Source organism: Haematospirillum sp. H1815 (genome assembly GCF_012102705.1).
Taxonomy (GTDB): domain Bacteria; phylum Pseudomonadota; class Alphaproteobacteria; order Rhodospirillales; family Rhodospirillaceae; genus Haematospirillum.
The window spans coordinates 286,885-310,941 of sequence record NZ_JAAVTA010000001.1 but is presented as its reverse complement, the minus strand read 5'-3'; the positions used below and the strand labels follow the sequence as shown (position 1 = coordinate 310,941).

20 protein-coding genes and 2 tRNA genes are annotated in these 24,057 nt (G+C 53.4%); 6 read left to right on the top strand and 16 right to left on the bottom strand.

Annotated features, from left to right (window positions below):
• Window positions 1–110: 110 nt before the first annotated feature.
• On the bottom strand, window positions 111–1,466 hold the full coding sequence (locus HEQ60_RS01490) for a TolC family outer membrane protein (RefSeq protein ID WP_168068757.1): 1,356 nt from the start codon (window positions 1,464–1,466) through the stop codon (window positions 111–113).
• A 167-nt stretch (window positions 1,467–1,633) separates the two neighbouring features.
• Window positions 1,634–2,284 carry a protein-L-isoaspartate O-methyltransferase family protein gene (locus HEQ60_RS01485; RefSeq protein ID WP_168018880.1) on the bottom strand — a complete coding sequence of 217 codons (651 nt, stop codon included), beginning with the start codon at window positions 2,282–2,284 and terminating at the stop codon, window positions 1,634–1,636.
• Between the two features lie 237 nt (window positions 2,285–2,521).
• On the opposite strand from HEQ60_RS01485, the gene HEQ60_RS01480 reads away from it, so the two are divergent.
• From HEQ60_RS01480 to HEQ60_RS01465, 4 genes are all read left to right on the top strand, one after another.
• A tRNA-Cys gene (locus tag HEQ60_RS01480) sits at window positions 2,522–2,595 on the top strand.
• Window positions 2,596–2,607: 12 nt separating this feature from the next.
• Window positions 2,608–2,682, top strand: a tRNA-Asn gene (locus HEQ60_RS01475).
• Window positions 2,683–2,830: 148 nt separating this feature from the next.
• Entirely contained in the window at window positions 2,831–5,518 is a 2,688-nt protein-coding gene (locus HEQ60_RS01470; RefSeq protein ID WP_168068755.1) for a bifunctional acetate--CoA ligase family protein/GNAT family N-acetyltransferase, read from the top strand.
• A gap of 48 nt (window positions 5,519–5,566) precedes the next feature.
• Window positions 5,567–6,751 carry a bifunctional 2-C-methyl-D-erythritol 4-phosphate cytidylyltransferase/2-C-methyl-D-erythritol 2,4-cyclodiphosphate synthase gene (locus tag HEQ60_RS01465; RefSeq protein WP_168068753.1) on the top strand — a complete coding sequence of 395 codons (1,185 nt, stop codon included), beginning with the start codon at window positions 5,567–5,569 and terminating at the stop codon, window positions 6,749–6,751.
• Window positions 6,752–6,760: 9 nt separating this feature from the next.
• Here HEQ60_RS01465 and HEQ60_RS01460 read toward each other — a convergent pair whose 3' ends face one another.
• The gene (locus HEQ60_RS01460) at window positions 6,761–7,135 is read right to left on the bottom strand and encodes an Mth938-like domain-containing protein (protein WP_245183686.1); all 375 of its coding nucleotides are present in this window, start codon (window positions 7,133–7,135) and stop codon (window positions 6,761–6,763) included.
• A 27-nt stretch (window positions 7,136–7,162) separates the two neighbouring features.
• Window positions 7,163–7,528, bottom strand: a complete 366-nt coding sequence (gene yajC / locus HEQ60_RS01455; RefSeq protein WP_066135534.1) for a preprotein translocase subunit YajC — start codon at window positions 7,526–7,528, stop codon at window positions 7,163–7,165.
• Between the two features lie 630 nt (window positions 7,529–8,158).
• Between yajC and HEQ60_RS10920 the strand changes: the two genes are divergently transcribed.
• Entirely contained in the window at window positions 8,159–8,887 is a 729-nt protein-coding gene (locus tag HEQ60_RS10920; RefSeq protein WP_168068749.1) for a helix-turn-helix domain-containing protein, read from the top strand.
• On the opposite strand, the gene HEQ60_RS01445 is transcribed toward HEQ60_RS10920, so the two are convergent.
• A complete protein-coding gene (locus HEQ60_RS01445; RefSeq protein WP_168068304.1) occupies window positions 8,833–9,000 on the bottom strand; it encodes a hypothetical protein in 168 nt (55 codons plus the stop codon). The two genes, HEQ60_RS10920 and HEQ60_RS01445, sit on opposite strands and share 55 nt — an antisense overlap.
• Window positions 9,001–9,426: 426 nt before the next feature.
• Here HEQ60_RS01445 and trmFO point away from each other — a divergent pair, with 426 nt between their 5' ends.
• Window positions 9,427–10,800, top strand: coding sequence for a methylenetetrahydrofolate--tRNA-(uracil(54)-C(5))-methyltransferase (FADH(2)-oxidizing) TrmFO (gene trmFO, locus HEQ60_RS01440; RefSeq protein ID WP_168068747.1), 1,374 nt, complete (start codon window positions 9,427–9,429; stop codon window positions 10,798–10,800).
• A 5-nt stretch (window positions 10,801–10,805) separates the two neighbouring features.
• On the opposite strand, the gene HEQ60_RS01435 is transcribed toward trmFO, so the two are convergent.
• The 11 genes from HEQ60_RS01435 to HEQ60_RS01385 all read right to left on the bottom strand — a co-directional run bounded on the left by HEQ60_RS01435 (window position 10,806) and on the right by HEQ60_RS01385 (window position 24,035).
• Window positions 10,806–11,597, bottom strand: coding sequence for an inositol monophosphatase family protein (locus tag HEQ60_RS01435; protein ID WP_168068745.1), 792 nt, complete (start codon window positions 11,595–11,597; stop codon window positions 10,806–10,808).
• Between the two features lie 64 nt (window positions 11,598–11,661).
• Window positions 11,662–12,951: a GTPase HflX gene (gene hflX, locus HEQ60_RS01430; protein WP_168069118.1), complete on the bottom strand. Its 1,290-nt coding sequence runs from the start codon at window positions 12,949–12,951 to the stop codon at window positions 11,662–11,664.
• A gap of 23 nt (window positions 12,952–12,974) precedes the next feature.
• A complete protein-coding gene (gene hfq / locus HEQ60_RS01425; RefSeq protein WP_168019239.1) occupies window positions 12,975–13,226 on the bottom strand; it encodes an RNA chaperone Hfq in 252 nt (83 codons plus the stop codon).
• A 75-nt stretch (window positions 13,227–13,301) separates the two neighbouring features.
• Window positions 13,302–13,991: an HAD family hydrolase gene (locus tag HEQ60_RS01420; protein WP_168068743.1), complete on the bottom strand. Its 690-nt coding sequence runs from the start codon at window positions 13,989–13,991 to the stop codon at window positions 13,302–13,304.
• A gap of 33 nt (window positions 13,992–14,024) precedes the next feature.
• Window positions 14,025–15,404 (bottom strand): Trk system potassium transporter TrkA, encoded by a 1,380-nt coding sequence (trkA, locus tag HEQ60_RS01415; protein ID WP_168022392.1) that lies wholly within the window; start codon window positions 15,402–15,404, stop codon window positions 14,025–14,027.
• Window positions 15,405–15,447: 43 nt separating this feature from the next.
• Window positions 15,448–16,851 (bottom strand): sigma-54-dependent transcriptional regulator, encoded by a 1,404-nt coding sequence (locus HEQ60_RS01410; RefSeq protein ID WP_168068741.1) that lies wholly within the window; start codon window positions 16,849–16,851, stop codon window positions 15,448–15,450.
• Window positions 16,852–16,899: 48 nt separating this feature from the next.
• Complete coding sequence (locus tag HEQ60_RS01405) at window positions 16,900–19,122, bottom strand: sensor histidine kinase NtrY-like (protein ID WP_168068739.1); 2,223 nt, start codon at window positions 19,120–19,122, stop codon at window positions 16,900–16,902.
• A complete protein-coding gene (locus HEQ60_RS01400) occupies window positions 19,119–19,505 on the bottom strand; it encodes a helix-turn-helix domain-containing protein (protein ID WP_416046621.1) in 387 nt (128 codons plus the stop codon). The genes HEQ60_RS01405 and HEQ60_RS01400 overlap by 4 nt, the downstream gene beginning before the upstream one ends.
• A gap of 78 nt (window positions 19,506–19,583) precedes the next feature.
• On the bottom strand, window positions 19,584–20,591 hold the full coding sequence (gene dusB, locus HEQ60_RS01395) for a tRNA dihydrouridine synthase DusB (RefSeq protein ID WP_168068737.1): 1,008 nt from the start codon (window positions 20,589–20,591) through the stop codon (window positions 19,584–19,586).
• A 55-nt stretch (window positions 20,592–20,646) separates the two neighbouring features.
• Window positions 20,647–21,465: an inner membrane protein YpjD gene (locus tag HEQ60_RS01390; RefSeq protein WP_168068735.1), complete on the bottom strand. Its 819-nt coding sequence runs from the start codon at window positions 21,463–21,465 to the stop codon at window positions 20,647–20,649.
• 59 nt (window positions 21,466–21,524) lie between these two features.
• Window positions 21,525–24,035, bottom strand: a complete 2,511-nt coding sequence (locus tag HEQ60_RS01385; RefSeq protein WP_168068733.1) for a response regulator — start codon at window positions 24,033–24,035, stop codon at window positions 21,525–21,527.
• Window positions 24,036–24,057: the final 22 nt, after the last annotated feature.

The following is a 24,057-nucleotide window of genomic DNA, read 5'->3' as shown; positions in this document are numbered from 1 at the left end:
AAATCAGGCCAAGAACGCCTTTTTCTGCCATTCTAGGCAGGACAGCCCCGGTTCGGCTGCGGTATTCCAAGATTGGTCCTGTCAGCCAAAATAGGGGCATCATACCCTTGTCAGGACCCGAACCATGCCCCTTCCACATCGTTATAATGCTCGACAGGGTCATAAATACCAACATCCAGACCAAGAGTTTTAGCATCCAGACGCCCCACAGCAGACAGCAGGGAATGCGCCGCAACCCGTTCATTCCGCTGGGCCATAACAAGACTGACCCTTGCGTTCAGCAACTCCTGCTCGGCATCCAGAACATCAAGAACCGTTCTTGATCCAACCTGAGCCTCCCTCTGCACACCTTCCAGTGCAACAGTAGCAGCCTCTATCTGAGCCTGGATTGATTCAATCTGCGCCCTCGAGGCAACAAGACTTTCCCAAGCCCGAACAGCAAGCTCACGCGACTTGTTTCTTGCATCGTCAACCTGGAGCCGTGCCTGCCCAGCTTTCTGCTTGGCTTCCCTCAAACGGGACCAAGTTGCACCTGCCTCGTACAGGGGAACATCGACAACAGCCATAACGCGGTACCCTTTGGTCCGGGCACCATCCAGTGACTGGTCATAGGTTTTGGTCTGATCGGCCTGGAGCTTCACCGCAGGCATCAACTCACCACCTGTGGCATCAACCGTATTCTGGGCCGCCTCCGCAGAAAACTCCGCAGCCAGAACATTGGGATGCATGGCCTGTGATGCTTGCACCGCTTCATCGAGCGAAACAGGCAAGTGTGGAGGTTCGGACGGATACCGCATGTCGTCTGCAGGAAGACCAACCAACCGTTCAAAATTGGCACGGCTTGCTTTCAGCTGGGCTTCAGCATTAATGCGATCCGCCGTTGCCTTGGCCAAGCGCGCTTCGGATTGACTGACATCAGTACGTGTCAATTCGCCAACCCTGAAGCGGTCTTGCGTTGCCTCAAGCTGCCGGGCCAGAACCTGTTCATTATTTTGGTTCAGATCAACAACCGCCTGGTCCCGCACAACGTTCAGATAAGCTTCGGCAACAGATTGCAGAACGGTCTGTTCTGTGACAGCCAGTTGGGCCCTGGCCGCCTTCACGGTATTCTCAGCCGCTTTTGTGTTGTTGATAGTCCTGAAGCCGGAAAAAATCTCCTGTTCAAGTTTTACACCAACCGTGCGTGGATTCGAGCTTTGGTATCCATCGCGGCTTTGACGGGTATTGGAATGGTCACGCGCGTAACCAGACGTTCCAGAAAGCTGGACACGAGGCCTCCATCCTGACAAAGCCTGCGGCACCTTTTCATCGACAGCACGAACACGCGCCCGATCGGCCTGCAGCTCCGGATTACCGGCATACGCAGCAGACAAGGCATCTTCCAGCGACATCGCCTGCGTACAAACGGGAAAAACAAGACCCGGAAAGAGTGCGGCAGCAGCAAAAACTGAAAGCGTTTTTTTCATCCGTCGTGTCCACCCGCAACGTCCCGACAAATACGGGAGCAACAAAACCACCGTGCCTGTCATTAGACCAGACACGCAAAAATACATAAAGCGGGTAAGACTATAGAGTGTTGGAAGCGTAACGCAACCCACGACTGTTGGCTACGCTACCAAATCAGCAACAGAAACTAGAACTGGAAACGTCGCGGCGCACGAAACCCCGGGAGCAACGGGATATTTGCATCAAAAAGACGCCGGTGGCCAACAGCATTTCCTGAACGCGTATACAGCACAGCGGTTCCCTGCCCACCCTTGTCAAGAACAGCAACCAGACGACCACCCGGGGCAATCTGTTCCAGCAGGGCATCCGGGATAAACTCAACGGCCCCATTCACCAGTATCACGTTATAGGGTGCCTGGGCTGGGTACCCGCTGACCAAGGGGGCGGATACAATAGCGGCGTTATCGACACCCAGCGAGGTCAAGGTCGTGCTTGCTCCCTTGACCAGCTCAAGGTCAGATTCAACGGAAACCACTGTCGATACCATACGCGACAGAACAGCGGTCGCATAACCGCTGCCGGTGCCAATCTCAAGGGCCACATCGGACGGATCAATCTCGGCTGCCTGCAACAGGCGGGCCAGAACCATGGGTTCCATCAGAATACGACCGTTCCCTATTTCCAGATCATCATCAGCATAGGCAACAGAACGAAGATGGCGCGGGGCGAAAGCCTCGCGGGGGACCGCGGCCATTGCCTCGATAACAGCCGGATCGGTCACCCCGTTGGGACGAATCTGGCCTTCGACCATATTGTGGCGGGCAATGGCGTAATCCATGCGGCAACCCCTTGCAAACGTGATGCTTCAATGTGGACAGGTTGTGTGCAGACACAACACTCCATGTTTATAGCCTTCTGTCGTAGTCTTGACAATGGACACATCGGATTGGTCCGATCCCGGAAATAATTGGCGCTTCGGGGCTATTTTCTCTGTTGACCGGATGATGGGCCATCGATATAAACCGCTTCCTCGGTTGCAGTTCTGCTTTTGGCACGAGTTTGCAGCGAGTCGCGAGGCCGGGTGGCAGAGTGGTGATGCAGAGGACTGCAAATCCTTGTATACCGGTTCGATTCCGGTCCCGGCCTCCAACGTTTTTATGTTCCGGCGTAGCTCAGCGGTAGAGCCCCCGACTGTTAATCGGGTTGTCGTAGGTTCGAATCCTACCGCCGGAGCCATCTTTCTAAAACACCCCCTCTGAAACATGGCACCTGATCTTCAGACACACAGGTCTTTGTGTTGTGTGCAGAAGTGCGCCATGTGGTGTATCCTTGCCGGTGCAATTTTTTGTCCTCGTTGGCCTGCTCTTCCCGAAGGTCGGAAACCATGGGCGTACGCCATCTTGAAAAATTACTGCGTCCAAGTTCACTGGCGGTTATTGGTGCATCCCATGCACAGGGCAGCGTCGGAACCGTTGTCATGCGGAATCTTCTGCATGGGGCTTTCAGGGGACCCGTACTACCGGTCAATCCAAAGTACACGTCGGTCCAGGGCGTACTGGCCTATCCTGATATTACATCCATTCCTATTGTACCGGATCTTGCCATTTTGGCTGTCCCGCCGGAGGAATCCGTTGCCGCACTTGAAAGCCTTGGGCAACGTGGAACCAAGGCCGCCATATCAGTTACATCCGGACTGGGGCGTGTCTCCGACAACCCGGCACTGACCGGACAGCTGCTGAATATAGCCCTTCGCTACGACATCCGTCTTCTTGGACCCAACAGCCTTGGGCTTCAGGTCCCTGCCCTTGGCCTGAATGCCAGCATGGCCCCTCAAGCCGCACATCCGGGAAAGATTGCTTTTGTCTCGCAATCCGGTGCCCTGTGCACAGCCGTTCTGGACTGGGCCTGGCCACGCGGCATTGGCTTCTCACACTTTATTTCGCTTGGCGGCATGATGAACACGGGGTTTGGCGATATCTTGGATTACCTGGGTGGTGATCCCGACACACGCGCCATCCTTTTGTATATGGAAAGCATTCCCGAACGCCGCAACTTCATGTCAGCCGCCCGATCGGCCGCGCGCAACAAACCTGTTCTGGTCATAAAAGCCGGGCGGCATCCTGCGGTACAAAGCGCCACGGTCAGCCATACCGGTGCCTTGGCCGGCAATGATGACGTATATGAAGCGGCCATACGGCGCGCGGGCATGTTGAGGGTTTACGACATCGAGGAACTTTTTTCAGCAACCGAAACGCTTGCCATTATCAACCGCCCGAAGGGACCACGCCTTGCCATTCTGACAAATGGCGGGGGCATAGGAATCCTTGCAGTCGATGATCTTCTGGATGAAGGTGGGACGCTGGCAGAGCTATCGGACGAAACCCTGGAAAGCCTGTCAAAGGCATTGAATGCCACGTGGTCGCATGGCAATCCGGTGCAAATCCACGGCGACTCAGACGGAGCCAGGTACGCTGCGGCACTTGGTGCCTTGGCTCAAGCCCGTGAGGTGGATGGTATCCTTGTGATGCACGCCCCCACCTGTCAAAGTGACCCCCTGGAAGTCGCAGAAAAGATTGTTGCCACAGCCCGCCAGAACAAGCGCACAAGCGTCATGGCCTGCTGGGTTGGGGACGATCGCGTGGAGAAGGCAAGAGCCCTGTTCCATCAATCCGGAATACCCAATTTCCAGACCCCGCACCAAGCCGTCAGGGCTTTTTTGCATATGATCAAATACAGGCAGGTCCAGGACTTGCTCATGGAAACTCCGGCAAGCCTGCCAACAGAATTCACGGCCAACACAAAAATGGCACGTCGGATTATCTCTGAAGCCTTGGAAGCCGGGCACAGCACCCTCTCCGAACCGGAAGCGAAAGCCCTGTTATCGGCATATGGCATTCCTGTTGTCGAAACACGGGTTGCCCATTCGCCCGAGGAAGTCCGTAGTATCGCGGAGGAAATGGCCGGCCCCCTAGCCCTGAAAATCCTGTCACCGGACATTCACCACAAGAGCGACAAGGGTGGTGTTCGGCTTGGTCTCTTCGGAGCTGATGACACAGAAACAGCCGCCCGGCGTATGCTGGCCCGTATCAAGGATAATTTTCCCGATGCTGAAATACGCGGTTTCACTGTTCAGCGGATGGAAAAAAGGGAAAATGCGCACGAAATTATCATTGGCTTACATGTTGATCCGGTCTTTGGCCCGGTCATTCTTTTTGGCCATGGTGGAACGGCAACGGAAATTATCAATGATCATGCCATTGCCCTGCCACCCTTGAACATGACACTGGCACGGGATCTGGTGGAAAGAACCAGGGTGTCCCGCCTTCTGCAAGGGTTCCGGCATCAAGAACCAGCCGACATGGAAGCCCTGTACCTGGCGTTGGTGCAGGTCGCCCAGATGGCTATAGATCTTCCGGAGATACAGTGGCTTGATATAAACCCCCTGTTCTGCAACCACCAAGGTGTTATTGCCCTAGATGCCAAGGTAGAGATCGCTCCATGGAGAGGCGGATCCCTCGTCGACCGCCTGGCGATCAGACCATACCCCAAGGAGCTGGAAGAGGTTTATACCATGCGCACCGGGCAGGATGTCATCCTGCGTCCCATTCGTCCGGAGGATGAGCCAAATCATCACATTTTTGTATCAAGGCTCGATCCGGAAGATATCCGCTTCCGCTTTTTTGGCGTGATCCAGGAGTTGCCACGCAGCCAGATGGCCCGGATGACCCAGATCGACTACGACCGAGAGATGGCTTTCATCGCCGTAGGATACGATGCAGAGGGTCAAAGCGAGACACTGGGCGTGGTCCGGGTTGTCAATGACCCGGACCATGAAGAGGCTGAGTTCTCGATTGTTGTGCGCTCCGACCTGAAGGGAACCGGCTTGGGGAACGCCTTGATGAATAAAATGATCCGCTACTGCCGCAGTACGGAAGTACGGAAAATGACCGGGCAGATCCTTATAGAAAACAAAAGGATGCTGACCTTTGTTGAACAACTTGGTTTCCGGCGGGTACGCAATGTTGATGTTGACATTGCCGAGGTTGAACTGGATCTTCTGGAAACGCATTGAACTCTTTTATAACGTCCCCCTGATATCCCGTGCCGGAGCCTTCTGTTCATGGTGTTTCCTTCTGTGCCTGCTTCCCCGAAAGTCTATGCCATCATTGTTGCCGCAGGGCGCAGCAACCGCTTTGGCGGCTCTGTTCCCAAGCAATATGCCATGGTCAATGGCCAACCCGTTATTCGGCAATCTGTATGTTCCTTTCTGAATCATCCGGATATTGCGGGCATACAGGTTGTTATCCACCCCGATGATGAAGCCCTGTACCAAAAAGCTGTTGGCGATCTTCCCCTGTGCACGCCCGTTTTTGGTGGGCAAGAGCGACAAGACAGTGTCCGGAACGGTTTGGAGGCCCTCTGCAAACACACTCCTGATTTTGTCCTGATCCACGATGCAGCCCGCCCCTTTGCAGGACGGAATGTGATTGACGCTGTTCTGCAAGCCCTACAGTTCGCTCCCGCCGCAATACCGGGGACGGAGGTCGCAGACACGCTCAAAAGCGTTAATAGTGATTGTGTCGTCCTCCACTCTATCAGCCGGAAAGGATTGTGGCGCGCACAAACACCCCAAGGATTTCATTTCATGACAATCCTTGATGCGCATAGACAGTGCGCCGGCCTGTCACTGACAGATGATGCTGCCCTTCTGGAGCACTTGGGCAAAGGACCGGTACGAATGGTTGCCGGATCAGCTGAAAACTATAAAATTACTTGGTCAGATGATTTGGACAAAAGCAGTCCGTCACCTCGCGTCAGCATGGAAACACGAACGGGTATTGGCTTTGATGTTCATGCCTTCACAACAGGAAATACCCTGACCCTCTGTGGCGTCAGCATTCCCTTTTCCAGAAAGCTGTCCGGTCATTCTGATGCCGATGTTGCCATGCACGCCCTGACCGATGCCCTGTATGGCTGCATCGGAGCCGGCGATATCGGCGTTCATTTCCCCCCCGGAAAGGCACGCTGGAAAGACGCACCATCACGAATCTTTCTGGAACACGCCTGTAACCTGATCCGCCAGCAGACTGGCCGCATCACCCATGTCGACATCACCATAATCTGCGAAGAGCCAAAACTTGGTCCCTATCGTCAGGACATGATCCTGTCCCTCGCACGAATTATGGATATTCCGGAGTCCCGGGTCAGCATCAAAGCGACGACGACAGAACGCCTCGGATTTACAGGACGAAAAGAGGGCATAGCCGCACAGGCTATTGCAACCGCATTATTGCCAGCGGGGTAGTGCTGTTTCTCAGACAGGGAAAAGGGCCGCCGCGACACGGCGGTCCTCGGCCAGCAGCACATTAAAAGTACGGCAAGCGGCCCCGGTATCCATAACATCACAGGACGCAAACATCTCGCCTAGCACTTGACGCAGAGAAGTTGGAAGGAAGGGGGAGGTCCGCCCTCCCCCAATCAATACAATCTCAATACCGGGTTTATACTCCTGCACGGGCCGGAAGGACCCTGCGGACAAACTTTCCGGTGATGAAACATCCCACGAGCAGGAAAAAGTCGGAAACACAAGGACAGGAGAGCTCCAGACAATACCGGCAATACGAAAGTTACCGTCGCCATAGGCAGAGATAATCTGCCTGCCTGCGGGAATGACCGGCGTAATGTCCATTGTGCTCTCCATCAGCATGCGACCAAACTAGACACTTTCCTTGGTGTCTTCCTTTTCTTTTGCAGGCTTCGACGGCTCAGTCTTTGCGTTGACAGAAGCCAGCATTTCGCGGGCAACCTTGACCTTCACGCCTTCTGCAATCTCAACCTGAAGCTCGGCATCCATAACCTTTGTCACGGTACCAATAATCCCGCCCGACGTCACGACGACATCACCGCGGCGCACATTGGCCAGCATTTCGCGATGAGCCTTCATGCGTTTCTGCTGGGGACGAATCAGCAAAAAGTAAAAAACAACAAAAATAAGTGCCAATGGCAAAAGCTGCAGAAGACCAGACTGCATGCCTCCGGCCGCAGCATCAACAGCCTGGGCATGGGCGGGGGAAATCAACATCAGCAATTCTCCTGAAAAGCGGGCATCGGATAACATTCCGGGCGGCGAATATACTGCTGCATAACCCCATTGCAAATGCAATCCGCAGCACAACGGGGAAATTTCATACCTGACAGACGATGGTCACAGACACAATCACACCGTGGATTCAATATCGCATCGTTCATGAAACAAGAACTGAGGATACAGCCCTCCGAAGACAGGTCAATCTCCTGAGACACATAATAATATATAGAAGAAAGTTGTTTTATAACAAGAGCCTGACCAAGTCCCTCGGACGATACACCATAACTCTGGAACGGATTCGTATACAACACGATGTCCGGAGAAAAGGACGAAAACACCTCCTCCAGCTTTTTGCGGAAAGTGCGCAGGTCCTTGCACTCCGTATATAGGCCATACCTGAAATGATGGCACATATTCAGGGAATCCGCCCAAAGCCACTCTGGCTTTAATCCGGTCTTGAGGAACATGACTCCAGCCACTTCCCTTCCCCTTGAACACGTTTTCATCATAATAATAAATATGAGGGAAAAATACCTCAAAAGTCAAACGGAAACTTCCGTGATGACAGGCACGGCTCCATAAGGGATATTTCACGCTCCGGTTCGTTAGAATCAGGCCAATGCCATGACCAGTAAAAGCATCGTGGCCAGGGCGATGCTCCTGGCCTCTCAACGAGGAATAAAGTCACAGCGGGCCTTGTGCCTCGCCGCAGGACTGAAGCCTGACTTCTTGAGGGATATCAGGTCGGGACGCACGAAATCACCGCGCACTGATAACCTAGCCAAACTGGCTGAATTTCTTGGCGTTTCGTCAGATTGGCTCCTTCACGGCAAAACCCTAGAATGCGATGAGGGAAAAAACACTCATAAAGCTGGCGCAACACCCTCACAGATCCTTGTTCGAGGGGAAGTCTGTCCGGGAAAGTGGGTGAAATTTCCCGAATGGCCCCCAGAAAAACGCCGGATCTGCCCCCTGCCCCCCGGGAACCCTTGGTCAACTGCATACGGGTTACAGGTTGCTTCGGGGGGCATATACGATATCTTCCAAGCAGGCAGCGTTCTCATATGCGTTCCTGTTGCAGATGTCCCTGTCTCTGTAACAGATGGTATGTGGGTGATTGTACGACGCTTCATGCCGTCTCCCGATCGGTACGAATTGACAGCACGGCGCCTCAAGGTCCAGAAAGATGGCTCGCGCGTGCTGACGGTACCATCACCAGACCCAATATTACCGCCCATTCCCTGGCCGGCTCCTGATTCACCTCATACATCTGTCATAGCCGTCGTTATTGGTGCCTATCAGGCACTGCTGCCCTTGGGATCATCCACGCCCCCGGCGTTCCATTCGGGATAATCATCAGGCGTTGGCAGCAGACGAAGTATTCCGTACTTCCAGAGGATAGAGCCACGCCAGATCGGCGTTCCGAAATAATCATTCTGATCAAACCCTGCATCTGAAACAGACATTCCATCACAACCCCGGCTTTTTTCGCACATAGAAAAACACCCCATGTTATGCCGTCTCCTGTCCATGCGCATGGACCGGGCGGCGGCAGGTCAATCCTGGCCAGTTTGATTTGCCGGGGGGTGTGCAAGACCCTCTGGGCACCGGGTTGCAGCCCGGTGGCCTCTCCGCCCGCCAGCCATATGCTGAAGGCGAAGAACCCAGATCATATTCACCTCGATTAACGAGATCAAGAACGTCGAAATACATAATTATCTCTATCTATCAAATAGATAGATGGGAAAAACACGCATAGATCTATACACTGCACATGACAGAAAAAAATCCACCCTGCGTGCATCCATAGAGAATTGCTGCTTGAGGTTTTTGTACCGCCGGGATAGGAGAGCATCCTCTGGATGCAGTGCAGGAAAGAGGACGCTATTTCCATGGCTACACATGACAACACAGCCCGGCACGTTCATATTATCGGCGGTGGACTAGCTGGATGCGAAGCAGCCTGGCAGTTGGCCAAGGCCGGTGTTTCAGTTGTTATCCATGAAATGCGTCCACAAACCACAACCAACGCTCATCAAACAGATCACCTCGCCGAGCTGGTCTGCTCGAACTCTTTTCGCTCTGATGATGCCCTGTATAATGCCGTAGGTCTTTTGCACGAAGAAATGCGGCGCTGTTCATCCCTGATCATGGAAGCAGCAGATCACACAAAAGTACCAGCGGGTGGTGCCTTGGCTGTCGACAGGGAAGCCTTCTCCACATTCATTACCAAACGTGTGCAAACTCATCCGGATATACGTGTCGAGCGCACTGAACTGCGTACACTTCCTCCGGAAACGTGGGGCCAAACAATTATTGCAACAGGCCCCCTGACATCATCACCCTTGGCAGAAGAAATTCGCACCGCTACGGGTGAGGAATCCTTGTCCTTCTTTGATGCCATTGCTCCAATTGTGCACAAGGATTCTATTGATCTGTCAAAGGCATGGTTCCAGTCACGCTATGACAAGGGCACCGGAACAGATTATATAAACTGTCCTATGACACGGGAAGAATACGAAGCATTTCTGGATGCACTATTGACAGCCGAGAAAACGGAATTCAAGGACTGGGAAAAAGACACACCGTATTTTGAAGGCTGCCTGCCCATTGAGGTCATGGCTGAACGCGGACGACAAACGCTTCTTTACGGCCCCATGAAACCAGTTGGTCTGACCAACCCCCACACACCCGGGCAGAAGCCCTATGCTGTTGTGCAGCTGAGGCAAGATAACGCCTTGGGTACAATCTACAACATCGTTGGTTTCCAGACGAAGCTGAAGTATGGAGAACAGAGCCGCGTGTTCAGAATGATACCCGGCCTTGAAAATGCAGAATTCGCACGGCTGGGCGGTATTCATCGCAATACATTCTTGAATAGCCCTCGCCTTCTGGACCATAGACTGCGCCTGAAAAATAGACCGGACATCCGGTTTGCCGGACAAATTACAGGCTGTGAAGGCTATGTCGAGAGCGCAGCTGTCGGGCTGATGGCAGGGCTTTTTACCGCTGCGGATGTCTTGGGCAAAAACCTTGACTCCCCCCCCATCACAACCGCGATGGGGGCCATGCTTGCCCATATCACCGGGGGCGCTGTTTCAGACACCTACCAGCCCATGAATATCAACTTCGGCCTTTTCCCGGAGCTGACCGATGATCGCGATGCGAGAGGCAAAAAAATCAAGGGACGCGAACGCAAGCCCCTATATGCACAACGCGCATTGGCCGATCTTGATACATGGCGGAAGGGTAACTTCTTTTCATAAGATCCCTACGGCACCGCAGAGCGAAAAGCTTCAGCAATTTCGTTCCAGAGCATACGGCTCTGGGCTGCTATCAGGAACCCTTCGTGGATGCTTGGGCTGTACGGGCTACCATCCATAAAACCGCTAATACCACCGGCTTCTTCATACAGCAGAACCCCCGCTGCATGATCCCACGGGGCAAGCCTGCGGAAAGCGGCAAACTCTATACGTCCGGAGATCAACGCCATATAATCATGGGCCGCACTTCCATGACGAATGTTATGGGCAAAGCGCCCCTGAAGAGACTTGGGCGTATTGGCCCCCGGTGATCCTGTACGTTCTGACAGCGGACGATCATGCGGCTCCAACCGAACCCTGACGCCATTGCGGATCACCCCATTGCCACGGTATCCACACAGGGTAACATCGTTAACAGGGTCATGCAGCCACCCCGCCATGGTTACACCATCACGGACCAAGGCAACAACCGTTGCAAAAACAGGATTTCCACTGACAAAATTGGCGGTACCATCCAGCGGATCAACAACCCACACAAGCGGTGCCGTTCCAATAGCCCGTATCAAATCGGGGTCGGCATGACAACCTTCCTCACCAACGACCATAGATTCAGGCATAATTTCCGTCAGCAAAACGGAAAGCCTCTGCTCAGCCAGAATATCAGCTTCTGTTACCAGATCATTTGCAGATGTCTTGCTCTGTACTTGGTTTGCGGACAATGCACGGAACCGGGGCAGGATTTCTGTCTTCGCAGTGTCCCGGATAATATCTGATACGAGGGCAAGAAAAGCATCGTCCATTTCATAGGTATACCCCATAGATCAAGGAGTAACCAGCACAATGGGACCTGCCCGGGCGCCCATGTCAATCGGGAAGACTTGTTGTCTTGGTCGCCAAACGTCCGGCATCAGCGGGATCAAGCCGTACGATCAGATGCACTCCCTCTTCATGATCTTCCCGGCTCAGAACCTCTCCCCTCCGATAGATCCACGCCAGCATTTTTCCATCAGAAGGCGGAACAACCAGCTCTACAGCCACACGTGCCAAGGCCAGACAATCGTCAATACGGTGCAACACATTGCCCACACCATCCCCGGACAAGGCTGACAAAAGAAGTGCCCCGGCATCCGGGTCGATGGAAGAGTCCAGAAGAAGATCCGCCTTGTTGAGAACCTCGACAACCCTGCCCTCAACAGCAGGATCCAGACCCAGTTCATCACGTAAAACCTTCTCAACATCCAGTTTCTGGGATTCACTGTCTGGATGCGCACAGTCCCGGACATGCAGGATCAGGTCAGCCTCAAGAACCTCTTCCAGCGTGGCATGGAACGCAGCGACCAACTCATGCGGGAGATCAGAAACAAAACCAACCGTATCTGATAGAATCACTGTCCGCCCGGATGGCAACTGCAAGGCCCGCATGGTTGGATCCAACGTCGCAAAAAGCTGGTCTTCCGCCATAACGGCAGCGCGGGTCATCTGGTTAAAAAGCGTGGATTTTCCCGCATTTGTATACCCGACAAGGGCGACAATGGGAAAAGGTGTCCTCTTGCGCGCCTTCCGGTGAAGAGCCCGGGTCCTCTTGACAGACTCAAGATCTTTCTTCAGGCGGACAATACGATCGCCGATCAGACGACGGTCAATCTCTATCTGACTTTCCCCCGGGCCCCCCATAAAACCAAAGCCACCCCTTTGTCGCTCCAAGTGCGTCCAAGACCGGACAAGGCGCGATTTCTGGTACTCAAGATGGGCCAGCTCAACCTGTAGCTGACCTTCACGAGTTCGTGCACGGGCACCGAAGATCTCCAGAATAAGCCCGGTTCGGTCGATGACCTTGGTTCCCCACGCCTTCTCAAGATTTCGCTGCTGGACAGGGGATAGACGCGCATCAACAACGACTATATCCACACCCAAATCAGCGAGGACCGAGGCAAGACGCTCGACCAGCCCCCCCCCTACATAGGTGGCTGGCCTGATGGCACTGACCAAGGCGACCTCGGACAGAACAATATCCAGATCAATAGCCTTGGCGAGGCCAACAGCCTCAGCAAGTCGAGCCTCTGGAGCGCGGACGCCACTCGCCGTCTTTTTCAAAAACGGACACAAAACCGCCGATTTACTACGCCCGGAAACAGAAGAACGATCAGAATCCATAACGGATGAAGCGCAAGGATGGCTCACTCTTGTTCATCTTCAGGCTTGGGTTCGAAAAGCTGCACCGGCCCCCCCGGCATCACGGTGGAAACAGCATGCTTGTATATCAGCTGGGTATGGCCATCCCGACGGAGCAGAAGGCAGAAATTATCAAAGCAGCTTACAATACCTTGCAACTTCACTCCGTTAACAAGGTAAACAGTAACCGGAACTTTTGCCTTGCGGATATGGTTCAGGAAAACATCCTGTATATTCTGGGATTTTTCGCTGGGCATGACAGTCATGACCTTTCCACTTTTTGTTGCCCCTTGATCAGGGGGGACCGTCCTTCGGTCGGGTCTCCTTCGTTATCATCTATTTTCGTTGCTGGGAACAGCAAGAGTACGCAAAGCATCAAGAAATTCCCCGCAGCTACCATAAATGCCCCGCGGTACCCACAACAAAAGATTGTCGGCCAAAGGGCCTTGGTGGTGAAGAAGAAGGGGCGTACAGCCTGCTTCCGTAGCACATTGCATATCAACTGCATGATCACCAACAAACCAGACATCCTGTCCGGGCTTCAGACCCGATCCCTGCAGAGCGTGCAAAATGTGTTCGACATGAGGCTTGTCGGCCTTTGCATCACCAGCTCCGGCCACACGATGGAACAAGCCACCCCATCCCAAATGCTCTACCTCAATCCGCAACAAATCCCCTGTCTTGTTACTAACAATACCAACCCATACCCCCATGCCGCATATATGTCGCACCAGAGCTTCTGCGTGGGGAAGAGGCGTCAGCATATCCAGATGGCATGACCGGAAAGATTCATAAAAGATATCTTGAGCTTCCTTCCATCGCTCTCCAAAAAGACCGGGGAAACTATCGCGCAACGAACGGGAAATGCGCGCTATCCCCTCTTCACGAGTCCAAGCATCGTACCCCATATGGACCAAGGTCATATTCATGGCCCTCAGGATGCACGGCCATGTATCAACCAATGTGTTATCCCAGTCAAAGAGCACAGCCCGCGGCGGGGACACAGGTAAAGGATCCATCATGACCTTCATCTCATGGTACAGAGCTGCTAATACTCAGAAATATTCCAAGCGAACAGAGAACATCTTCTCAACCTTCTTGACGGCATCCGCAACAGCAAACAGAACCACCCTGTCACCACCCTGAACAACGGTATTGCCACGGGGCATGATAACCTGTTCCCCTCGCACGACAGCCCCGAGCATAACCCCCGGAGGCAGCTTGAAATCACGCAAGGATTTGCCCACCAAGGGAGATGTATCGACGGCAACAGCTTCAATAACCTCTCCAAACCCTTCCTGAAGGGAATGGACGGCATGAATCCGCCCCCGACGGACATGAAGCAGAATGCTTGAAACTGTAATGCCACGCGGATTGACAACAACATCAACGCCCAAAGGCCCAGCCAAACCACCGTATGTCGTTTTATTGAGCAGGGCGATGGTTCTCTCCGCGCCATAGCGCTTGGCAAGCATAGCCGAAAGAATATTTGTTTCATCGTCGTTGGTCAGCGCAATAACGGTTTCAACGCGGCTGACACCAGCTTCTTTTAGAATTTCGGGATCCAGAACATCGCCATTGATGACTGTTGCCCGGCTCAGGGTTCTGGCAATGTATTCTGCCCTGTCCTTGTGCAACTCAACCATACGCAAGGATATATCAGGGTGATCCTGCTCAATCTGCTGGGCCAGAAACAGGGCAATATTCCCGCCACCCAGTATCAGAATGCGGCGGGCCTGCGGTGCCTCCTGGCCAAAGGCGGCCAAAGCGCGGCCAACATGCTCGGTCGCCACGACAAAATAGACAATATCTCCTTCAAGCATTTGATCTTCTGCAGAAGGTACAATCGGGCGATCATTGCGGACGATACCAACGATAACCAGATGCAAATCCGGGAACAGGGCCGAAAGCTGACGCAAGGGCGTATGCAGAACCGGAGTATCCGGCGTACAACGCACCCCCAGAAGCTGAACCTTGTTGTCAACAAGCGGAATAATATCTGTCGTTCCCGGAACCTGCAGTCGACGGGCAATCGCACGGGCGACCTCAATCTCTGGGCTGATAATCACATCGATAGGCAAATCATTGTGATTAAACAAATTACCCCACATGGGATCCAGATAGGACTGGCTCCGTACGCGGGCAATCTTTGTCGGAACAGAAAACAGGGAATGCGCAACCTGGCAGGCAACCATGTTCACTTCGTCAACTGCCGTCACCGCTATTAGCAAACTGGCATCACGGGCACCAGCCTGTTCGAGGATCTCGGGATAAGAGGCGTGACCAACCACGGCCTTTACATCCAGCGTGTCCTGTATCTTACGGATCAATTCCGGCCGTTGGTCAACAACGGTAATATCGTTGTCCTTCTCGGCAGCAAGATAATGCGCAATGTTGTGACCAACTTGGCCAGCGCCACAAATAATAACCTTCATGGTCAACAGTCTCCGCCGTCCTGAACAAGCCAACAGGTAAGGATTACAGTGCCCTTACCTTCTCCTCGCTGGACACCCCGAGATTCTTCAACTTCCGATGAAGAGCAGAACGTTCCATGCCAATGAATTCGGCCGTTCGCGAGATATTGCCATTAAAACGGGTAACTTGGGCCAACAGGTACTCACGCTCGAACATCTCACGGGCGTCACGCAGAGGCAACGACATGATTTCAGCCGATCCTTCAAGCCGTAACAAGACCTCCGGCACAATCAGGCTTATTTCAGCCGGCAACATATCAGCGCGAATCACGTCCTCGTTATCCCCGGGAGCCATGATCAACAGCCAATCAATCACATTGCGCAGCTGCCTGACATTACCGGGCCAATCATAGGATTGCAGCACAGCCATGGCATCATCGCCGATGCACCGGGGCAGAGCGCCGGTACTACGAGCAGCCTGCTCCATGATAACACGCGACAGAACCGGAATGTCCTCCCGCCTGTCCTGCAGGGCTGGAACGTGTATTGGCACAACACTCAGACGATAATACAGATCTTCGCGGAATTCGCCCTGCGCAATAGACAGACGCAAGTCGCGGGTGGTCGTGGCAATAACCCGAACGTCGACCGCTACCTTCTTGGACCCCCCCACACGCTCGAACGTCTGCTCTTGCAAAACACGGACAATCTTTCCCTGGGTTTCCAATGGCATGTCACCGATTTCATCCAAGAGCAGTGTGCCACCATCTGCCTGCTCGAACACGCCAATCTTTCTGGATGCCTGCTCTCCCTCATAGCCTCTTTCGGTCCCGAAAAGCTCTATCTCCATGCGGTCCGGGTGCATGGTAGCGCAGTTGACGCAAACAAATGGAGCATCTGCACGGCGGGAATGAGCATGTATCAGCCGGGCCACCACTTCCTTGCCGGATCCAGCCTGTCCAACGATCAGAACCCTTGACCCCGATGGAGCCACGCGGGCAATCGCCTGTCGAACATGCGTAATAGCCATTGACGTGCCATGCAAATCAGATGGAACAGAAACGGCACTCTTCAGTTGCTGATTCTCCATCCGCAGGCGGGCGGCCTCAAAGGCCCGCTCGACAACCAGCAAAAGCCGGTCTGTCTTGAATGGCTTCTCAATAAAGTCATAGGCACCGTTACGAATGGCAGAAACAGCTGTTTCTATTGTCCCGTGGCCTGAAATCATAACAACGGGAACCAAAGGATAATCACGGCGCAGAATATCAAGAAGCTGGAGACCATCCATCCCGGAGCCTTCCAGCCATATATCAAGGATAACCAACCCCGGAGCCTTATCAGCAACAGACATCAGAGCTTCCTCGGTGCTGCCGGCCCCGCGGGTCACATACCCCTCATCCTCCAGAATTCCTGACAGAACTGTCCGAATATCAGCTTCATCATCAACGATCAGGATATCACGTGCCATGAGACCAACGTGCTGCCTTGTGCCTGAAAATGTGAAATGTGCTCCGGATCAAGCAGAAACACCATCCTGTACTACAGCAGATTGAAATGTAAACAGCATCGAAATCTGCGCTCCTCCGTCAGAAGCGTCTTCAAGTAACAGATCACCACCGTGGTCTTCCAGAATTTTTTTGACAATAGCCAAACCAAGACCCGTGCCTTTGGATCGTGTTGTGACATAGGGCTCGACCAAACGCTCCCGATTGGCCTTGGGCAACCCACGACCATTGTCTGAAACCAATACCCTGATGACACCACCCTGTTCCCGAAGAGAGACGGTTATACAGCCGGGATCCGTTGGATTATCCCGTGATTCAATAGCTTCAACCGCATTCTTTATAATGTTTGTCAATGCCTGCCCAACCTGACGCGTGTCACACAAAACGACAACCTCTTCTTCCGGAATATCCAGCACAAAACGAATGCCAGGATAAGCCGTTTTTTGAAGAAAGCTATACTGCCTTATGATTTCGCAGAGATTTTCATTATTCATCACAGGCTGAGGCATCCGGGCAAAGGCCGAGAATTCATCAACCATCTGTCCTATATCGCCCACATGGCGGATAATGGTATCTGTGCACTGCACAAAAACATCCCGTCCCTCTTCTATCTGTTTAAGATAACGCCGCTTCAGGCGCTCTGCAGAGAGCTGTATAGGTGTCAGGGGATTTTTGATTTCATGCGCTATACGACGGGCAATATCCGCCCAGGCCGCAGTCCGCTGCGCCGCTTGCAAAAGGGTAATGTCATCAAATGTAATGACATTACCAATAACCCTAGAATCAACATACTCGGCGCTAACCCTGACCAAGAAGGTCAAATCCTTCCCCCCACGGCTCAGAACCATTTCACGCTGGGCTGACTGCCCCTCGCACAGAGTCTCCTTCTCGGGCATAAGAGGAGAAAACTCAGGAATCACAATAGAGATATGCTGGCCTTCCAATGAAGAAACAGCCGGGAGATCAAGAAGAGTCTGTGCCGAACGATTGACCAGTGTCACGAAGCCATCGGGAGACGTTGATATAACGCCTGCTGAAACCCCCTCCAGAACGGTCTCGGTAAACCGTTTCCGCTCATCCAGGGTTCTATTGGCTTCTAAAAGTTCTTTTTGCTGGGCTGTAATACGCGCGGTCATCCTGTTAAAGGCACGGGACAAAGCAGCAACTTCATCAGAAGCATCAACTTCTGAAACACGTACGGCCATATCACCAACAGATACACGCTCGCTGGCATTAATCAGCTCCACGATCGGCATCGCCCACCGGTTGGCCAAGTTCAGGCCAACCCAGACAGCTGCCAACAACAGCAAAAGCGATACCACAATGAAAACCAAGGAAAAACGCAACTCAAGCTCAGCCCGACCAGACTGCATTCGTTGGTACTGCTGTACGGCATTGTCTGTATTGTCGATATGCCGAATGACATCAGTATCAACAAAGCGACCAACGTACAAAAACATCTCGGGCAGGGTATCAAGACGCACCAAGGCACGAACCCTGTCTTCATTCTCGCCTGTCAGGACCGCAACTTCACCCTGATCTGCTTTCTCGAGCGCCCAGAGGGGTACATCCTCAAACTGAAGGGAAAACGTATACCCTGCCCGCGCACCAACTTTACCACTGCGCTCAAACAGGACGGCTTCGGTCAATCCACGCACATAAACCTGGGTCTGCAGATAGCGCGACTGATCATCGGGATTTTGCAGAAGCCTTTCCCAGTTACGCTGGATATCACCAGCCACAACCAACGCCTGACCAGCTATGGCTTGGCGGTGCTCGTCCAGATAGGCCTGCGCAACAGCCTGACTCTCGGACAGGACCGTCTGAACCCGTTCCCCAAACCAGAACTGGACCCCAAGATTAAAAAACAAGGCTGAAAAGACAGCAACCAGAATTGTAGGGGTAATCGCTACGGCACCAAAAAGACCAACCAAGCGCAGATGAAGCCTTGATCCTGCTCCTCCGGTTCGACGCGCAAGCCATAGCGCAACAATGCTGCGAATAACCAGCGCTGACAGCACCAAAAGAAGAATAAGATCGAGATTCAACAAGACGGATAAGGCGTGCCCCCCATCTGGAACCGGTTCCCAGAATCCGGCAAGAACAGCCCATGTTGCCGCACCAAAGACCATGGCGGCCGCCCCAAGAAGGACGGCAAGCCTTCTGGCCACACCCCCTTGGCGCAACCATGCATAAAAACGCATGACGGAACCATCTTGTGCGGGCTGTTTCATACAGATCCCCTGACTGGACTGATGGACAACGCCCTGATTTTCTTGCGCAGTGTATTACGATTCAACCCCAGCAAGGCAGCAGCCCGGATTTGGTTACCACCTGTGACATCCAGAGCAAGCGTCAACAAGGGACGCTCGAACTCAGAGAGCAAGCGGTTGTATAAACCGGCCGGGGGCAACCCATCCTTATGCATGGCAAAGTAGGCTGCCAAACTCCGCTGTACGGCTTCGGCCAGTCCTTCAACCTGAACAGCAGCACGCTCTTCCGCCCCATGGCAGGAAGGCAAGACCGAAGCGATTTCTTCAGAAGAATCCCTATTGGGTATACCGCTTGCAGCGTCGGACGAAGACAAGCCATCTACAGAGCAAGCACGTGAAACCACCGAGATACTATCCTCTCATATCAAGAGACCAAGGGAATAAACTTTCTACACCTTCCGGATACGGGCAAGGCTCGGATATCAAGCTGCCAATGGCGCTTTGTCAATAACCTGCTCAAAAAAGAGCGATATGGACAGAAAAGCTTCCCGAGCCTCTGTCAAAGCATTGAAAGACTCCCGGAAGGCAGAAGCACCGGGAATGCCTGCCACCCCCCACGCGACGTGCTTGCGGGCAACACGCAAGCCAACATCCAGACCATAATGGGCAATAATATCGCTATAGTGCTCAAGCAAAAGATCCCGACGCTCGGAAAGAGAAGGGGAAGCAACCGGACACCCGCCCTGTAAGGCACGAGCCAGCTCCCCTGGCAGCCAAGGCCTGCCCTGCGCTCCTCGCCCAACCATAATGGCTGCCGCGCCCGATTGGGCCAAAGCGGCCTGTGCAGTGTCCAAGTCAATGATGTCACCATTTACCACGACAGGCAGATCCACTGCCTCAACCACAGCACGAACGGCAGACCAATCAGCCTTTCCCGTGTACATCTGACAACGGGTTCGTCCATGCACCGTGATCATCGAAATACCGCTTTCACGCGCTATCTGCGCCATGCGAACAACATTTTGTGCCCCGGAATCCCAGCCAAGGCGCATTTTAACCGACACCGGCACGGCAACTGCGCGGACAACAGCCTCCATGATAGCCCCAGCCAAGGCCTCATCACGCATCAGGGCAGATCCCGCGTGCCCTTTGACAACCTTCTTCACCGGGCACCCCATGTTGATGTCAATCAGGGCAGCCCCCCTGTCTTCGTTCATCTTGGCGGCCTCTGCCATAATAACAGGCTCATTTCCTGCAAGTTGAACAGCCATAGGGTGTTCATCCTGACAGGCCGTGCTCATACGCAAGGTATCCCGATGGGCACGGATCATCTGGGCGCTGGCGATCATTTCCGAAAAAACAAGGCCAGCCCCGTACCGTTTGGCCAGACGCCTGAAAGGCTGATCTGTGACCCCTGACATGGGAGCAAGAAGAACCGGCGACACCGCATCAAGGCGGCCAATCCGCAAAGGATCGAAGGTATTGTTCATGAACTCAGGCTTTTCCCATATTGTCCTGTAATGCACCGACAAGACCCGCCCAAGGTCAGAGCAAAGCTTGGGACACAAACTTGACTCCGGGCCAAGCCAAAGTCAAAAAGAGCCACGCCAACAACACAAGACGCGCAGCAACCCGCCCCCTCGTGCCACTGACAAAACGGGCCACAATCAGGATCATAACCGTTACAAATGTCAGGATACTCAAGATGCTCTTGTGATTAAAATCAAGCAGCATCCTGTGTTCAAGCCAATTTACAGCAAGACCTGAACATAAGCCAACGCCAAGAACAAGCCCACCCTGAAGCAGCATGGCCAAGGACAGCGCCTCGCTCTCGGCGACGGAAGGCAGCTTCCGGGTCAACCTGTTTGGTGACTTATGCTTTAGTGCACGCTCCTGCAAAAAGGCCGACAGAGCCGCAACCGCCGCAAATGTAAGAAGAGCATAAGATAGAATGCCAACAACCACATGCAGAAAAAACCATATTCCTTCGCTATCCGTCGCAGACACAACAGGAAAGGAAACATGCTTCTCCCCGAACAGAAGGTGGAACAAGGTTGCCGCCCCACCCAGCAATAGAAGGTAGGGAGCCAGAAGAAACAGCAAGCGCCACCCTTGCTGCAAGACCAAGGCCCCAACGACAAACAAGACCAAGGTTGACGTAATTGTCACCCAAAGGGAGAAAGAGAATCCCTCACCAAGACCATACTGATAAAATTCAATAGTTTGAGCCCCTGACCCAAGCACAGCAAGCCCCAAAGCTCCCCAGAATGCAGAATCGCGCCCTCCCCCATGCCGGAAAACCAGAAGAGCGGCAGGGACAAGGGTAAAAAGAGCTGGAAGTCCATAGAGAGGTATTATTGACATGGCCGTGATCATACCTGCTTCAGTGCAGAACTCAATCCCGGCAACACGGATTAAAAGATCTAAAGGAACGTTGACAACTCCTGGCGATGATCCAGAAGATTGCGCGCACTCAACCAAAGATCTAGGGCTCTGCTGGCTTCAACCCACAGAGCCTCTCCTTCCGCAGCCATTGCGCGCGCCTGCGCAACATCACCACCCAAGGCAAGATCCTCTATATCCCGCCCCAGTTTCATAAGCCTGGAAAAACCGAAGTTGCTGGCGGCACCGGCAAGCTTGTGCCCTGAACGCGCAAGCAAATCTGGATCGGATAATCCCAAAGCAACAGAAAGCTCGGACACCGCATTGTCCATACTCCGTCGCCCCAGCCCCAAAATAGCCTTGAAGCTTTCCGTACCCAAGGCAGACAGCCTGTCTGCAATGAATCCTTCATCCAGAGAAGGCGAAGCAGTAGATGCAAAAGCTCCCCCGGCAGAAGCTGTATCATCTGCGGAACCCGATGACTGTATGGAGCGTAACGCCTGCCGGAATGATTCTATGCGTATAGGCTTGGCCACAACACCATTCATACCCGCAGCCCTATACCGCTTCACATCATCCTCAAAGACGTTTGCCGTCAATGCGAGGACAGGAATTTGCGCCCGCACGGGATCATCAAGGGCACGAATGCGACGCACAGCCTCAACGCCATCAATATCAGGAAGGCGAATGTCCATGAGCACAAGGTCAAAACATCCCTGTGATACAGCATCAACGCCATTCTTACCTGTAGAGGCAACCGACACGCGGTGGCCTTCACGTTCCAGGAACATAACTGCAACCCTCTGATTTACCTCGACATCTTCTACAAGAAGAATATCAAGAGGCTCCCCTCGCCCCGGTTGGGGAGCCATTGTATCCGGACCAGCTGATACATCCATACTGCCCATGACATAGGTTTCCCGTTCTGTAGGCTTCCCTGTCGTCATAAAAGACAAGGGTGCAATACTTTGCTCGTATAACCGGCGAGCTATACCGGTCTCACGGACAATGGTACCGTCTGCGGCGCGTTCACGAACCAGTGAGAGTTCGATTGTGGCCACTCTGACATCATCAATCTGAACGCGTACTGTATGGCGGGTTTCATCCCATGATGGATCATCAAGAGAATGAATGAGTTGCGGGCGATCTTCTTCGGTAACTCTAAAGACAAAATCCCTCAGCCCTGCAGGCTTTGCACCATCCCGGAATCCCCAGATTGTCTCCAGTCCCGCTGACCAACGGGTTTTCCCGGTAGCCGAGGATGTTTCATACCATCCCGTTGCCGTGCACTCCTCCATATGCCGCAACCGGTCCTGTAGCTCGGAGACAAGGGCCTTTTGTGCGGAAAGATCCATTTGCGCTTTTTTCTCTGCTTCTGTGCTGCGCAATAACACCTGAAAGAGCCTAGCCCCCTCCTCGTGTACGACCGAGATAGAACAGTTTGCCGGCACCACACGCCCATCACGATTACGCAGATGGATCTCGAAACGGCGCGTACCACCCCACTCAACCTCTTCGTCATGCTCCAGATGTCTCAGGGCATGCAGGAAGCGCTCTGCCCACTCTCCCGAAAGAAGAGAAATGGCTGAACGCCCCACAACTTCTGGCGCACTCCAGCCGAAAAGAGCCTCGGCACCCCCCTCATAGCGAAGAATCCTGGCTTCAGAGTCCAAGGTCAAAACCGCTTCCGGTATATGTTTAAGAAAATTGTCAATACGAATATGTAAGCTATTGATTCTGGAGGATGTATCCTTGATACGCTGTTCAAGAATGGCACGTAGGTCAAGAAGGTGTCGCAGCTCCAGTTTCCGGCTACGGCGGCTTCGTCTCATATCACGGGCCGAAAGAGCACCACACACCAGAGCACTTCCCCCCAGCGACAAAGCCAGAAGCGAGGTATCACGGCCGCCGCTCCATCCGGAAACCAAATCATTGACGAGGGAAAGAATAACGCTGGCACCACACAGGATAACCAGGGCCGGACGAAGCCTCTCCCCTCCCCGACCCAGACCGACCTCCAGAATGCCGATAGCAAAGCCGGCAAGGCAGAAAACACTGACAATGGTGTGCAAAATCAAAAGGTGGTTATAGGGCAGGAAAAAAGCGGACAAAAAGATTGCTGACACAAGGGTAAGAACAAAAGGAACGACACGATACAAAACACGGCTGACCACCTGATCGCGCACGAGAAGAAGAAAAAATGCCGGCGCCATGGGCAATAAAGCCAAGGTAAGCCGATCCATGGTCTCCAGATGAATAAGCAGGTGAGGGAAGAACAGGCTGATGTCAGCGAGATTAATTCCCTGCATCGCGGCAAGAACCGCAAGGCCGCCTGCATAATGAGAGCGACCGTAGCGCCCGGATGGTCCAGCCAGCCACAAGGCAAGGCCAAGACCAAGGCAAAGTCCGGGCACAACAAGTGAAAAGAGGGAAAGATCAACGATATACGGGCGCCCCATTGGCGTCCTGAATGCCAAGGCAGGAGCAGAGTGCACAAGCAGAAGACCGCCGATGGAACCACAGATCACAAAAAGCAGGCGCCTTTTGCTCATGGATGCTTTCCTTCCCGGACAG

What these genes read in the sequence shown, in the direction of transcription:
- HEQ60_RS01490 (WP_168068757.1), bottom strand. Translation starts at nt 1,466, where the DNA reads ATGAAAAAAACGCTTTCAGTTTTTGCTGCTGCCGCACTCTTTCCGGGT.
- HEQ60_RS01385 (WP_168068733.1), bottom strand. Translation starts at nt 24,035, where the DNA reads ATGAGCAAAAGGCGCCTGCTTTTTGTGATCTGTGGTTCCATCGGCGGT.
- hflX (WP_168069118.1), bottom strand. Translation starts at nt 12,951, where the DNA reads ATGGATTCTGATCGTTCTTCTGTTTCCGGGCGTAGTAAATCGGCGGTT.
- HEQ60_RS01435 (WP_168068745.1), bottom strand. Translation starts at nt 11,597, where the DNA reads ATGGACGATGCTTTTCTTGCCCTCGTATCAGATATTATCCGGGACACT.
- trmFO (WP_168068747.1), top strand. Translation starts at nt 9,427, where the DNA reads ATGGCTACACATGACAACACAGCCCGGCACGTTCATATTATCGGCGGT.
- HEQ60_RS01460 (WP_245183686.1), bottom strand. Translation starts at nt 7,135, where the DNA reads ATGGACATTACGCCGGTCATTCCCGCAGGCAGGCAGATTATCTCTGCC.
- HEQ60_RS01485 (WP_168018880.1), bottom strand. Translation starts at nt 2,284, where the DNA reads ATGGATTACGCCATTGCCCGCCACAATATGGTCGAAGGCCAGATTCGT.
- yajC (WP_066135534.1), bottom strand. Translation starts at nt 7,528, where the DNA reads ATGTTGATTTCCCCCGCCCATGCCCAGGCTGTTGATGCTGCGGCCGGA.
- HEQ60_RS01470 (WP_168068755.1), top strand. Translation starts at nt 2,831, where the DNA reads ATGGGCGTACGCCATCTTGAAAAATTACTGCGTCCAAGTTCACTGGCG.
- HEQ60_RS01445 (WP_168068304.1), bottom strand. Translation starts at nt 9,000, where the DNA reads ATGTCTGTTTCAGATGCAGGGTTTGATCAGAATGATTATTTCGGAACG.
- HEQ60_RS01420 (WP_168068743.1), bottom strand. Translation starts at nt 13,991, where the DNA reads ATGATGGATCCTTTACCTGTGTCCCCGCCGCGGGCTGTGCTCTTTGAC.
- hfq (WP_168019239.1), bottom strand. Translation starts at nt 13,226, where the DNA reads ATGCCCAGCGAAAAATCCCAGAATATACAGGATGTTTTCCTGAACCAT.
- HEQ60_RS01410 (WP_168068741.1), bottom strand. Translation starts at nt 16,851, where the DNA reads ATGGCACGTGATATCCTGATCGTTGATGATGAAGCTGATATTCGGACA.
- HEQ60_RS01465 (WP_168068753.1), top strand. Translation starts at nt 5,567, where the DNA reads ATGGTGTTTCCTTCTGTGCCTGCTTCCCCGAAAGTCTATGCCATCATT.
- HEQ60_RS10920 (WP_168068749.1), top strand. Translation starts at nt 8,159, where the DNA reads ATGACCAGTAAAAGCATCGTGGCCAGGGCGATGCTCCTGGCCTCTCAA.
- dusB (WP_168068737.1), bottom strand. Translation starts at nt 20,591, where the DNA reads ATGAACAATACCTTCGATCCTTTGCGGATTGGCCGCCTTGATGCGGTG.
- HEQ60_RS01390 (WP_168068735.1), bottom strand. Translation starts at nt 21,465, where the DNA reads ATGTCAATAATACCTCTCTATGGACTTCCAGCTCTTTTTACCCTTGTC.
- HEQ60_RS01405 (WP_168068739.1), bottom strand. Translation starts at nt 19,122, where the DNA reads ATGAAACAGCCCGCACAAGATGGTTCCGTCATGCGTTTTTATGCATGG.
- trkA (WP_168022392.1), bottom strand. Translation starts at nt 15,404, where the DNA reads ATGAAGGTTATTATTTGTGGCGCTGGCCAAGTTGGTCACAACATTGCG.